Genomic DNA, 13,271 nt, shown 5'->3' with positions numbered 1-13,271 from the left:
TCGTTGAAAGCCAAACTCCTGTGGGGACCTTGCAGGCATGGCGCGAGCTGTATCGGTTGCGGACGGACTGACGATCGACCATGCGCCTGGCCCCCGCCGGGGCACATCTGCATCGCCCGCCGGGCGGATGGGCAGGTTCGCGCCGCTCGGCTTGCTGCTGCTGGCCGGATGCTCCTTTGCGCCGCCTTATGTGCAGCCGCCGATGCCGGTGCCGGACAGTTTCTCGACAACCTCCGCGTCCGACGGGAGCATCGCCCGGATCGGCTGGCGCGATTTCTTCCGCGATCCCGAATTGCAGGGGCTGATCGGCGAGGCGCTGGTCCATAATCGCGATATCCGCATCGCCGCCGGCCGGGTGGAGGAAGCGCGCGCCAATTACCGCATCCAGGGCAGCGCGCTCTACCCGCAGGTCGATGCGGTGGTCGCCGGCAATCGCGGACGCACGCCGGCCGGCCTCTCGCTGATCGGCCGGCCCGTCACCGCCAGCCAATATCAGGCGCTGCTGAGCGCGGGCTGGGAGATCGATTTCTGGGGGCGGCTGCGCAACCTGAAGGAAGCGGCCGTGCAGCAATTCCTCTCCACCGAGGAATCGCGCCGCGCCGTGGCGACGAGCCTGATCGCGCAGGTGGCGACCGGCTATCTGCTGGAACGGGAATATGAGGAACGGATCGCGCTTGCCCGCGATACGGTGACGACGCGCGACAAATCGCTGTGGATCATGCGCCGCCGCTACGAGGTCGGCTCCGGATCGAAGCTGGAGATGACGCAGGCGCAGCTGCTGCTGGCCCAGGCGAAGACCGCGCTCGAGGCGTTGGTCCAGGACCAGGCGGTCAACCGCAACGCGCTGGCGCTGCTGGTCGGCCATCCCGTGGAATTCCGCCCCGGCCCGCTGCGGCTGGCGGAAACGGACAGCAACCGCGAGCTGCCGGCGGGATTGCCGTCCGACCTCCTGATCAACCGCCCCGATATCGTGGCGGCGGAACACCGCCTGCGCGCCGCCAACGCCAATATCGGCGCGGCGCGGGCCGCCTTCTTCCCCAACATCAACCTCACCGGCACGTTCGGCACCGCCAGCAACGAGCTGGACGGCCTGTTCGGCGACGGCAGCCTATCCTGGAATTTCAGCCCGACGATCACGCTGCCCATCTTCAACGCGGGCCGCAACGCCGCCAGCCTCGATGCCGCCGAAGCCCGGCGCAACGTTGCCGTCGCCGAATATGAGCAGGTGATCCAGCAGGCCTTCCGCGACGTTTCCGACGCGCTGGTCCAGCGCCGCCAGCTCATCGCCCAGATCGCCAGCACGCGCGACATGGTGGCAGCACTCCGCGAGCGCGCGCGGCTGGCGCAGCTGCGCTTCGACAACGGCCGGTCCGCCTATCTGGAAGTGCTCGACGCCCAGCGCGACCTGTTCGACACCCAGCAATCGCTGATCCAGCTTCGCCGCGGCTATTATGCCAGCGGCGTCGCGCTCTATGCCGCGCTGGGCGGCGGCTTCGCGGACGATGCGACCTTCGCGCCGCCGTCCCCCGCGCCCTCGCCTTCCCCATCGCCTTCCGTCGAGGAGGATCAGCCCCGATGAAAATGCCCGATCGACGCTGGCTCATCCGCGGCGGCATCGCTGCCATCATCCTGCTGGCCGCCTGGTTGCTGTGGAAGCTGGCGGCCCCCGGCGGCCTTCCCGAAGGGATCGTCGGCGGCAACGGCCGCATCGAGGCGACCGAGATCGACATTTCCGCCAAGACGCCGGGCCGCGTGGCGGAGATCGCGGTCGACGAGGGCGATTATGTGAAGGCCGGCCAGATCGTCGCCCGGATCGATACCGATGTCCTGCAGGCGCAGAAGGCGGAAGCGGAAGCGCAGTTGCAGCAGGCCCTGAACGGGATCGACGTCGCGCAGACGCAGGTGGCCCAGCGCCAGGGCGATCGCGCCTCCGCCTTCGCGGTGGTCCGCCAGCGCGAGGCGGAGCTGAACGCCGCGCGCAAGCGGCTCGCCCGATCGACCACGCTGGCGCGCGAAGGCGCCACCGCCGTGCAGGAACGCGACGACGATCAGGCCCAGGTGGAAGGCGCCCATGCCGCCGTGGAGGCGGCGCGCGCGCAGCTTGCGGCGGTCGACGCCGCGATCCTGACGGCCAAGTCGCAGGTCATCGGCGCGCGATCCAATGTCGACGCCGCCCGCGCCACCATCCGCCGGCTGGAAGCCGACATCACGGACAGCGACCTCAAGGCCCCGACGGACGGGCGCGTGCAATATCGCGTCGCCCAGCCGGGCGAGGTGGTGGCCGGCGGCGGCCGCGTGCTGAACGTCGTCAACCTGACGGACGTCTACATGACCTTCTTCCTGCCCGAAACGGTGGCGGGCCGCGTGGGCGTGGGCAGCGAGGCGCGGATCGTGCTGGACGCCGCATCCCAATATGTGATTCCCGCCCGCGTCTCCTTCGTCGCCGATGTCGCCCAGTTCACGCCCAAGACGGTCGAGACGGAAAGCGAGCGGCAGAAGCTGATGTTCAGGGTGAAGGCCCGGATCGATCCCGCCTTGCTGAGGAAGCATATCAACCAGGTGAAGACCGGCCTTCCCGGCATGGCCTATGTGCGGATCGACCCCAAGGCGGAATGGCCGGCCGATCTCGCGGTCAATGTCGGCCGATGACGGCGCCCGCGACCGCGCCTGATCCGCCGGTCGCAAGCCTGGCCGGGGTGAGCCTGCGCTTCGGCGACACGAAAGCGCTCGACGGCATCGACCTGGACATTCCGGCGGGGCGCATGGTCGCGCTGATCGGGCCGGACGGGGTCGGCAAGTCCAGCCTCTTCTCGCTGATCGCCGGATCGCGCATCATCCAGGCCGGCACCGTCACCGTGCTGGGCGGCGACATGGCCGATGCCCGCCACCGCAACGCCATATGCCCGCGCATCGCCTATATGCCGCAGGGGCTGGGCAAGAATCTCTACCCCACGCTTTCGGTGGCGGAGAATCTGGAATTCTTCGGCCGGCTGTTCGGCCAGGACGCGGCGGAGCGGGAGGAACGGATCGTCGATCTGCTCGCCAGCACCGGCATGTCGCGGTTCCGCGATCGGCCGGCGGGCAAGCTTTCCGGCGGCATGAAGCAGAAACTGGGCCTGTGCTGCGCACTGATCCACGATCCCGATTTCCTGCTGCTGGACGAACCCACCACGGGCGTGGACCCGCTTTCCCGCGCGCAATTCTGGGACCTGATCGATCGCATCCGGCTCGACCGGCCGGGCATGAGCGTGCTGATCGCCACCGCCTATATGGAGGAAGCCGCCCGTTTCGACTGGCTGGTGGCGATGGATGCCGGCCGCGTGCTGGCCACCGGCACGGCGGCCGAGCTTTACGAACGCACCGGCAAGGACAATCTGGAACAGGCCTTCATCGAACTGCTGCCGGAGGAGCAGCGCCGGGGCCATCATGCCGTCACCATCCCGCCGCGCACCGGCGAGGGGCTGGACGAGGTGGCGATCGAGGCCAAGGGCCTCACCAAGCGCTTCGGCGATTTCACCGCCGTCGATCATGTGAACTTCCGCATCGAGCGCGGCGAGATCTTCGGCTTCCTGGGATCGAACGGCTGCGGCAAATCGACAACGATGAAGATGCTGACTGGGCTCCTGCCCGCGACCGAGGGCCAGGCCTGGCTGTTCGGGCAGGAGGTGGACAGCCAGGATATCGGCACCCGCCGCCGCGTCGGCTATATGAGCCAGGCTTTCTCGCTCTACAGCGAGCTTACCCTGCGACAGAATCTGGTGCTGCACGCCCAGCTCTTCAGCGTTCCGGCAAGCGAGATTCCGGCGCGGGTGGACGAGATGGCGAGCCGGTTCGGGCTGAGCGACATACTGGACGCCCTGCCCGATGCCCTGCCGCTCGGCCAGCGGCAGCGGCTGTCGCTGGCGGTGGCGCTGATCCACCGGCCGGAGATGCTGATCCTGGACGAGCCGACATCCGGCGTCGATCCCATCGCGCGGGACCAGTTCTGGCAGAGCCTGATCGACCTGTCCCGGCAGGACAGGGTGACGATCTTCATCTCCACCCACTTCATGAACGAGGCGGAGCGCTGCGACCGCATATCGCTGATGCATGCCGGCAAGGTGCTGGTGAGCGATACGCCCAGGGGCATCGTGGAAAGCCGGCACGCGGCGACGCTGGAGGAAGCCTTCATCGGTTATCTGGAGGAAGCGGAAGCCGCCGCGGCCGTGCCGGAGGAGGCCGTCCCCCAATCCGCCCCGCCCGCCGCCCACGCGCCCGAGGACAGGATCGGCGGCTTCAGCATCCGGCGGATGCTGAGCTACTCGCAGCGCGAAAGCCTGGAGCTGCGCCGCGATCCCATCCGGGCGACGCTGGCGCTGGTGGGCAGCGTGATCCTGATGTTCATCATGGGATATGGCATCAGCATGGACGTGGAGGACCTGTCCTTCGCCGTGCTGGATCGCGACGGCACCGTCACCAGCCAGAATTACGCGCTGAACCTCGCCGGATCGCGCTATTTCGTCGAACGGCCGCCCGTCACCGATTACGACCAGCTCGACCGGCGGATGCGCGCCGGCGAGCTGAGCGTCGCGATCGAGATTCCGCCCGGCTTCGCCCGCGATCTGCGCCGGGGCGACAGGGTGGCCATAGCCGCATGGATCGACGGATCGATGCCGCAGCGCGCGGAAACGGTGCAGGGCTACATGCAGGCGATGCACGCCCAATGGCTGGGCGACATGGCGTTGCAGGAACTGGGCGAGCGGCCAAGCGCCGGGCTGATCGATATCGAGACCCGCTATCGCTACAACCCGGACGTGAAGAGCCTGGTGGCGATCGCGCCCGCCGTGATCCCCGTCCTCCTCCTCCTGCTGCCGGCGATGCTGACGGCGCTCAGCGTGGTGCGCGAGAAGGAGCTGGGATCGATCATCAACTTCTACGTCACCCCGATCACACGGATCGAATTCCTGATCGGCAAGCAGCTTCCCTATGTCGCGCTGGCGATGCTCAACTATGCGCTGCTGGTGATCCTGGCGGTGGCGATCTTCCGCGTGCCGATCACCGGCAACATATTGGCGATGACGGCCGCGGCCTTCCTCTACACCATATCGGCCACCGCGATCGGCCTGCTGTTCTCGGTGTTCATGCGCAGCCAGATCGCCGCGATCTTCGCCACCGCCATCGGCACGATGCTGCCGGCCATCCAGTTTTCCGGCCTGATCAACCCGGTATCCTCGCTGGAGGGCGCCGGCGCCCTGATCGGCCGCATCTTCCCGACCGCCCATTTTGTAACCGTGTGCCGGGGCGTCTTTTCCAAGGGGCTGGGCTTCGGCGATCTGCATACGCAGATGCTGGGGCTGGCGCTGGCGATCCCGGTCCTGATGGCCGCCTGCGTGGTGCTGCTGCGCAAGCAGGAACGCTAGGCATGGCGGCGGCCAACATATTCCGGCTGGGCGTCAAGGAACTGCGCAGCCTCTGGCGCGATCCGATGATGCTCGCGCTGATCGCCTGGGCCTTTTCCTTCAGCATCTACGTGGCGGCCACCGCCATGCCGGAAACGCTGCACAAGGCGCCGATCGCGATCGTCGACGAGGATCAGTCCCCCTTGTCGCAGCGGATCGTCGCCGCTTTCTATCCCCCGCACTTCACCCAGCCCTTCATCATCTCGCAGAACGAGATCGATCCGGGGATGGATGCGGGCCTCTATACCTTCGCGCTCAACATCCCGCCCGGCTTCCAGCGCGATCTGCTCGCCAACCGCCAGCCGGCGGTGCAGCTGAACGTCGATGCGACGCGGATGAGCCAGGCCTTCACCGGCAACGGCTATGTCCAGCAGATCGTGAATGACGAGGTGAACGAATTCATCCAGCGCTACCGCGCCAATCCGCAGCCGCCGGTGGCGCTGGAGCTGCGCGCGCGCTTCAACCCCACGCTGGCGCAAAGCTGGTTCGGATCGGTGATGGAGGTGATCAACAACGTCACCATGCTTTCCATCGTGCTGACGGGCGCGGCGCTGATCCGCGAGCGGGAACATGGCACGATCGAGCATCTGCTGGTGATGCCCGTCACCCCGTTCGAGATCATGGCCGGCAAGGTCTGGGCCATGGGGCTCGTCGTGCTGCTGGCCTGCGCCTTCTCGCTCACGGTGGTCGTGCGGGGGCTGCTCCATGTGCCGATCGAAGGTTCGGTCGCGCTGTTCCTGCTGGCCACCGCGTTCCACCTGTTCGCCACCACATCGATGGGCATCTTCATGGCCACGGTCGCGCGATCGATGCCGCAATTCGGGCTGCTGCTGATCCTGGTGATGCTGCCGCTCCAGATGCTGTCCGGCGGCACCACCCCGCGCGAAAGCATGCCCGAATTCGTGCAGAACGTGATGCTGGCCGCCCCCACCACCCATTTCGTGAAGCTGGCCCAGGCCATCCTCTATCGCGGTGCCGGCCTTGCTGTCGTATGGCCACAATTCCTTGCGATCATGGTGATAGGCGGGCTGTTCTTCGGCATCGCGCTGGCCCGTTTCCGCAAGACGATCGTTACCATGGCCTAGGAACCGACACGCCCGATGCCCCCTTCCCACCCATCATGCCACCGCCCGCGCTTGCGCCCATGGCTCTGCGCCGCCGCGATTTTCGCCGCGCCTGCCATGGCCCAGGCGGAGCCGCGCGATCTCGTCGGGGCGATCACGCCCGCGCCCGACGGCGACGGCCTGATCGTCGGCATCGTCACGCTCAACCCGGACACGGCATCCGCGCGCGTGGCCCGGCCGGAAAGGCTGGAGGCGGAGCTGAAGGTCGCCGGTCGCACCATTCCGGTGGTTCTCGACCGGATCGATCCCGTCGCGGAACAGGAGGTGCCGGCACGCGGCTTCACCGAGGCGCGCTACGCGCTGCGCCTTCCCGTGGGAACGCCCCGCCGCGATGCCGTGCTGACGCTGCGCCCCGGCCAGGACGCCGAAGGATATGCCTTCCGGCTTCCGCCGCGCGATGCCGGGGAACGGCGCGAGGCGCTGGCGCAAAATGACGATCCAGGCGTCCCGGCCCCCCGCCCGCCCCGTCCCGTGCCGGCCTCGCCCGTGGAGGCCCCGCCATCGGCCAAGCCCGATCAGGGCAATGCCTTCCTCGGCAATCTCTCCAGCTATGCGCCGATCTATGCGGCCTATGGCCCCGGCACCAACAGCGACGGGCGCCTGCAGATCAGCTTCAAATATCAGCTTTTCGGGGAACCGGGCGCCGTGGGCAAGGACGAGCCCGCGATCAACGGCGTCCATTTCGCCTATACCCAGCGCATGTTCTGGGATCTGGATGCCAAATCCTCGCCCTTCCACAATATCGATTTCATGCCGGAGCTTTTCTACCTTGTTCCGGCCACGCCCGTGGGCAAGGGCTTCGCGCTGGGCGGCCAGGCGGGCTACCGCCATGAATCGAACGGCCGCGACGGGCTCGATTCCCGCAGCATCAACATGCTCTACGTCCAGCCGGTCGCGACCATGTATGCCGGCCGCTACACAATATCGGTGGGGCCGCGGCTGTGGGTCTATATCGCCAGCCTGGAGGACAATCCCGATATCAAGCGCTATCGCGGCAATACCGGCCTGTTCGCGGAAATCGGCGAGGATGAGGGCTTCCGCCTCACCACCAACAGCCGCTTCAACTTCGGATCGGGCAAGGGCGCGATCGATGCGGAGCTAAGCTACCCGCTGGACCGCATCTTCGAATCCAGCCTCAACATCTATCTCTTCGGCCAGGCTTTCGCCGGCTATGGCGAAAATCTGCTCGATTACCGCAAGAGCATGACGCGCCTCCGCTTCGGCATCGCCATCGTCCGATAGAAGGCTGTCCGATAGAAGGCTTCACGACATCGCGGCCAGCACCGCATCCACCGATCCGGTCGCGAAGGTCGTGTAGGTATCCGCCACGCCATAAGGCAGCAGCAGCATGCGATTGTGGACCAGTGCGCCGCAGCTATAGACGACATTGGGCACATAGCCGCCCCGCTCCGCCGGATCGGGATAGACGATCGGCCGATCCGTCCTGCCCAGCACGCGCGACGGGTCCGCCTTGTCCAGCAGGCAGGCGCCGATGCAATAGCCCCGCATCATGCCCACGCCGTGGGTCAGCACCAGCCAGCCCTCCTCGATCTCGATCGGGGAGCCGCAATTGCCAAGCTGCACGAATTCCCAGGAATATCTGGGCGTGACGATCTTCTGCCCGCCATCCCAGCGATAGAGATCGTCCGAGGCAAGCAGCCAGATATTCTCATTATCCTGCCGCCCGAGCATCATGTAGCGGCCGTCGATCCGGCGCGGAAACAGCGCCATGCCCTTGTTCCGCACGACATCGCCTTCCAGCGGGCGCAGCTCATAGGTCCTGAAGTCCAGGGCGCGCAGCATCTCGGATCGAACCTCGGCGCCGCTGAAGGCGGTGTAGGTGCCCAGCAGGTTGCGCGATCCATCCTCCTCGACGAACAGCACCATGCGCAGATCCTCCACGCCCTGGCGCTGGCTGGGCGTGACGGGAAAGACCACGGATTCGCTGATATTGGTGCTTTCCGGGCAGGAAAGGCGGATCGTGCGCCCGTCTTCCTCCACCTCCTCGATGCGCGGCGGCACACCATGCGCGCTGGCCGGGTCCACCGTCACCTGGTTCGCCACCGTGTCCCAGGTGCCGGTGCGGAAGGTGACGGACGATATATGCCCTTCGCCGATCCCGCGGAGCGACATCACGAAGCGCAGGCAACCGGGCCGCGCGGCATCCTCCAGCGGATGGGCGACGATGCTGGGATTGAACAAAGCGGCGGATTCGAAGGCATATTCCTGGCTGAAATAGGCGCCGATAAGCAGCGCCTGTTCCCGGCTCACCGGTCCTTCGCTCAGTTCGCCGCGCACTTCCTCAAATCGCCGCAGGAAGAATTTTTCGGCATTGGGATGGCGGCTCGCCATGGCGGGAACCATCATATCCACCATCATGCGCGCCCGGTCCGCCGGAAGGTTCAGCACGCGATCGACGATCCGCTGCGGCCGGGGGCACCCGTCGATCGCGAACTGGGCGGGGTCTTCGGCGTAGAAGGGGCGGATCACCGTGCGCGACGGGTCCGGCTGCAGCATCGTCGGCAAATGCGTGAGAATGGTGTTGATCGCCATCACGCCCTCCTCCGCTTCCGCCCCACCGGGCCCTAGGCCGTTTCGCGCTGATCCTGCCGCCGTGTCACCAGCACGCTGATCTTGGCGTCGCGGATGATGGAGGAGGCGTTCGACCCCAGCAGCCGCGTCGACATCGAAGGCTGGCGCGATCCGATGATGATGAGGTCGGCCTCCCGCTGCGCCGCTTCGTCCAGCACCTCCGCCGGCACCGGTCCGCGCCGCAGGGTGATCGTAACGCGGTCCTCCGGCAGGCCCAGGCTCGCCTTCCACGCCCGCAACTGCTCCATGCAGCTCTCCTTTTCCTCCTGGTCGAAGCTGGAAGGGAGGAAATCGACGTAGGACAGCGGCAGATAGAGCCGGACGTGCAGCAGGTGCACCGTCGCGCCCGCCGCTTCGGCCAGAAAGCGGGCATCCTGAAGCGCGCGATCCGCGTTAGCCAGATCGTTCACGTCCAGCGGCAGCAATATGTTGCGGAATGCCATGTCTTTTCCTCCGTGGAAGGTTCAGCGCGTCCGGGGTCTGCGGACGACCAGCGTGTCGCCCTGCGCGGATTCCAGCAACCGCTTGGTCATGCTGCCGATCAGCACGTCGAAGAACGCGCTGCGCCCATGGCTGCCGATCACGGTGAGGTCGGCCTCCTGATCGGTGACATAATCCCATAGCAGCCGTTCGGGATTGCCATGCTCGATCAACAGGTGGACGCGCTCCCGCACGGCATCGTCCAGCGGCGTCTTGGCGAGGAAATCGGCCTTGCACCGCTCCTCCATCGCCGCGAGCTGCCGGCCGAATTCATCCTTGTCCAGCAGGTCGTCGAACGGGATGTCATATCCGTGGAACAGCACATATTCGGCGGTGGGAAACCATTTGGCCGCCGTCGTCAGCGCGCGGGCCGAGCTGTCCGAAAAATCCGTGCCGACCACGATCTTGCCGTAGGGCCGGTTCACCCGGTTCCGCACGATCAGCACCGGCACCTCGGCATGGCGGACCAGCTTGTTCACGGTCGTGCCCAGCACCATCGGCCCCAATATGCCGTCGCGCGCCACGCCGGTGACGATGAGGTCGCATCTCTCCTCGGCCGCCACGGCGAGAAGCTGCTCCGCCGCCTCGCCCTCCACCACCCGCACGTCGACATCGGCCATGTCGCCGGCAAGGTCGCGCCATATCTGGTGCCGCATCTTCGTCGCCGGATCGCCGGTGCGGCGCCATGACGGCACGTCCGGATCCGTCCGGATCCGATCGGCGAGGCCCGGCTCCATCACATGGACGAGAACCAGCGTCGCCTTCCAGTCGCGGGCGAGCCGCCTGGCGCGATCGAGCGCGCGATCGCAGCGGCAGCTCAGATCGGTGGCGAGCATGATGCGCTTCGGCGCGGCGACCACTGGTTCGTCCAAGGTTCTACTCCCTGTCGTTCAGGATGAGGATGCGTCGTGGCGGCGCGCCGGTCATGCCCGCAATTCCTCGAACCAGCCGAGGCGGCGCATCAGCAGCTTCTCGCCTTCCAGCACCAGCATCAAGCCGAATCCCGCCGCGATGATGGCGATGCCGTCGCGAACCGGCAGCGGCCGGCTGTGGAACAGCCCGTGCATGAAGGGCGCGTAGGTGAAGGCGATCTGGGCGATCACCACCACCGCGATCGCGCCCAGCACCGCCGGCGTCCCCAGCGCGCCCCGCCAGGTCAGCGATCGCATGTGCAGGTAACGCACGTTGAAGAGGTAGAATATCTCGGCCACGATCATGAAGTTGACCACGATCGTCCGGGCCGTCTCCAGGTCGCGTCCCTGGCCCAGGGCGTGGAAATAGAAGCCCAGGGAAGCCGCCGCCAGCAAGATCGATACGATCAGCACCCGCCACAGCAGGAACGGCGTCAGCAGCGGCGCGCCGGACGGCCTGGGCGGGCGCCGCATCACGCCGGGCTCCGATGGCTCGAAGGCAAGCACCAGCCCCAGCGTGCCCGCCAGCACCAGGTTGATCCACAATATCTGCGTCGCCGAAAGCGGCATGGCGAACCCGGCAAGGATCGCCAGCACCACCGTCAGCGTCTCGCCGCCATTGGTGGGGATCGTCCACGAAATCACCTTGCGGATATTGTCGTAGACCGTGCGCCCTTCATGCACGGCGGCGACGATCGAGGCGAAATTGTCGTCCAGCAGCACCATCTGCGCCGCCTCCTTGGCGGCCTCCGTGCCCTTGCGGCCCATCGCCGTGCCGACGTCCGCCTGCTTGAGCGAGGGCGCATCGTTCACGCCGTCGCCCGTCATCGCCACGATCGCGCCGTCGGACTGGAGCGCGCGGACGATGCGCAGCTTATGTTCCGGGCTGGTGCGGGCGAAGACGGATATGTCCCCGACGATCGCCGCCAGATCCGCATCGGACAGGCCGTCCAGCTCGGCGCCGGTCATCGCCCTGGGATCGTCGGCCAGCGCGATTTGCCGCGCGATGGCGAGCGCGGTCGCGGCATGGTCGCCGGTGATCATCTTCACCGCGATCCCGGCGGACCGGCATTCCGCGATCGCCGCCACCGCTTCCTCGCGCGGCGGATCGATGAAGCCCATCAGGCCGAGAAATTCCACGCCGCCCTCGAGGTCGCCGAAACCCAGCCGGTCGGACGGCGTCGAAAAGCGCTTGAGGGCGAAGCCCAGCACGCGTTCGCCGCGATCGGCGGCCGCCGCCATCCGGGCGTCCCAGCCCGCCTCGCGGATGCCGGCCTTCGCCATCACCGCCTCCGGCGCGCCCTTTATGAACGCCACCACCTCGCCCGTGGGCGCGCGATGCAGGGTCGCCATGAAGCGATAGGCGGCGTCGAACGGTATCTCGTCCAGCCGGGACCATTGGCCGCGCAGATTGTCGGGGCTCAACCCTGCTTTCATCGCGAGCGCGACCAGCGCGCCTTCCATGGGATCGCCTTCGACCCGCCATTCACCGTCGCGAAGATCGAGCGCGGCATCGTTGCACAGCAGGCCGCATTCGATGATCCGGCTGGCGGCCGCGACGGCGGCGGCATCGTCATCGCCGCCATCGGCGGTCAGGCTGCCTTCGGGCGCATAGCCGGCGCCGCTCACATGCAGGGAATGCCCGTCGATCAGCACGTGCCGCACCGTCATCTCGTTGCGGGTCAGGGTGCCGGTCTTGTCGGTGCAGATCACCGATGTGGCGCCCAGCGTCTCCACCGCCGGCAGCTTGCGGATCACGGCGTTGCGCGCGGCCATGCGCTGCACGCCGATGGCGAGCGTGATGGTGATCACCGCGGGCAGCCCTTCCGGCACGATGCCCACCGCCAGCGCCACCACGGCGATCAAGGCATCGGCCCAGTCGAAATTGCGGACCAGCACCGCAAAGGCGAACAGCAGCGCCGCGCCCGCCATCACCACCCAGGTAAAGCGCCGGCCGAAATCGTTGATCTGCCGCAGCAGCGGCGTCGTCATCGGCTCCACGTCCTGGAGAAGCTGGCTGATCCGCCCGATCTGCGTGCCCTGCCCCGTCGCCGTCACCACGCCCGTCGCCTGCCCGGTGGCGACCAGCGTGCCCGAAAAGGCCATGTCCGTCCGATCGCCGATCGCCGCATCCGGCGCCACGGGCGCCTCATGCTTGTCCGCCGTCACGGATTCGCCGGTCAGCAGCGCCTCGTCGATGGTGAGGCCGCGCACGCGCAGCAGCCGCATGTCGGCCGGCACCCTGTCTCCCGGCTCCAGCAGCACGATATCGCCCGGCACGATGCTGGCCGCGTCCACCGACCGCCGATGCCCGCTTCGCAGCACGGTCGCATGGGGCGTGATGAGGTCGCGGATCGCGCCCAGCGCCTGCTCCGCCTTGCCCTCCTGCATGAAGCCGACGATCGCGTTGACCAGCACCACCACGATAATGACGAAGGCATCCACCAGATGACCCAGCGCGGCGGCCGCCGCCGCTCCGGCCAGCAGGAAATAGATGAGCGCGCTGCGGAACTGGGCGACGAAGCGGGTAATGGCGGAAGCGCGCGCCGGTTCCGGCAGGCGATTGGGGCCATGGCTTTCCAGCCGCCGCCGGGCCTCATCCTCGTCGAGGCCGGCGCCATCGGCGGCGAGCCTGGCGAGCACGTCATTCCCTTCCAGGCCGTGCCACGGAGCATCGCTGTCGATCCGCACACGCTACTCCCGCCGTGGAACCCCGTGCCGCTCGA

9 protein-coding genes are annotated in these 13,271 nt (G+C 67.3%); 5 read left to right on the top strand and 4 right to left on the bottom strand.

Annotated elements, in window-relative coordinates; genetic code table 11:
- Positions 1-37 precede the first annotated feature (37 nt).
- The 5 genes from G432_RS17365 (at position 38) to G432_RS17345 (ending at position 7,804) form a co-directional block, all read left to right on the top strand.
- Positions 38-1,579, top strand: a complete 1,542-nt coding sequence (locus tag G432_RS17365) for an efflux transporter outer membrane subunit (RefSeq protein WP_236626809.1) — start codon at positions 38-40, stop codon at positions 1,577-1,579.
- Positions 1,576-2,649, top strand: a complete 1,074-nt coding sequence (locus G432_RS17360) for an HlyD family secretion protein (RefSeq protein WP_015460128.1) — start codon at positions 1,576-1,578, stop codon at positions 2,647-2,649. The genes G432_RS17365 and G432_RS17360 overlap by 4 nt, the downstream gene beginning before the upstream one ends.
- Entirely contained in the window at positions 2,646-5,399 is a 2,754-nt protein-coding gene (gene rbbA / locus G432_RS17355) for a ribosome-associated ATPase/putative transporter RbbA (RefSeq protein ID WP_015460127.1), read from the top strand. Before G432_RS17360 ends, rbbA begins: the two co-directional genes overlap by 4 nt.
- Before the next feature lie 2 nt (positions 5,400-5,401).
- Positions 5,402-6,523: an ABC transporter permease gene (locus G432_RS17350; RefSeq protein ID WP_015460126.1), complete on the top strand. Its 1,122-nt coding sequence runs from the start codon at positions 5,402-5,404 to the stop codon at positions 6,521-6,523.
- 96 nt (positions 6,524-6,619) lie between these two features.
- Positions 6,620-7,804: a phospholipase A gene (locus G432_RS17345; RefSeq protein ID WP_144062075.1), complete on the top strand. Its 1,185-nt coding sequence runs from the start codon at positions 6,620-6,622 to the stop codon at positions 7,802-7,804.
- 21 nt (positions 7,805-7,825) lie between these two features.
- On the opposite strand, the gene G432_RS17340 is transcribed toward G432_RS17345, so the two are convergent.
- From G432_RS17340 to G432_RS17325, 4 genes are read right to left on the bottom strand one after another with little or no spacing between them, the layout of a single operon-like run.
- Complete coding sequence (locus G432_RS17340) at positions 7,826-9,115, bottom strand: glycoside hydrolase family 130 protein (RefSeq protein ID WP_015460124.1); 1,290 nt, start codon at positions 9,113-9,115, stop codon at positions 7,826-7,828.
- A 32-nt stretch (positions 9,116-9,147) separates the two neighbouring features.
- Positions 9,148-9,597 carry a universal stress protein gene (locus G432_RS17335; RefSeq protein ID WP_015460123.1) on the bottom strand — a complete coding sequence of 150 codons (450 nt, stop codon included), beginning with the start codon at positions 9,595-9,597 and terminating at the stop codon, positions 9,148-9,150.
- Positions 9,598-9,618: 21 nt separating this feature from the next.
- Positions 9,619-10,506: a universal stress protein gene (locus G432_RS17330; protein ID WP_144062074.1), complete on the bottom strand. Its 888-nt coding sequence runs from the start codon at positions 10,504-10,506 to the stop codon at positions 9,619-9,621.
- A gap of 51 nt (positions 10,507-10,557) precedes the next feature.
- Entirely contained in the window at positions 10,558-13,236 is a 2,679-nt protein-coding gene (locus tag G432_RS17325) for an HAD-IC family P-type ATPase (protein ID WP_015460121.1), read from the bottom strand.
- Positions 13,237-13,271: the final 35 nt, after the last annotated feature.

Origin of the sequence: Sphingomonas sp. MM-1 (genome assembly GCF_000347675.2) — a bacterium.
GTDB lineage: Bacteria > Pseudomonadota > Alphaproteobacteria > Sphingomonadales > Sphingomonadaceae > Sphingomonas_E > Sphingomonas_E fennica.
This window is presented reverse-complemented; position numbering and strand designations above follow the sequence as displayed.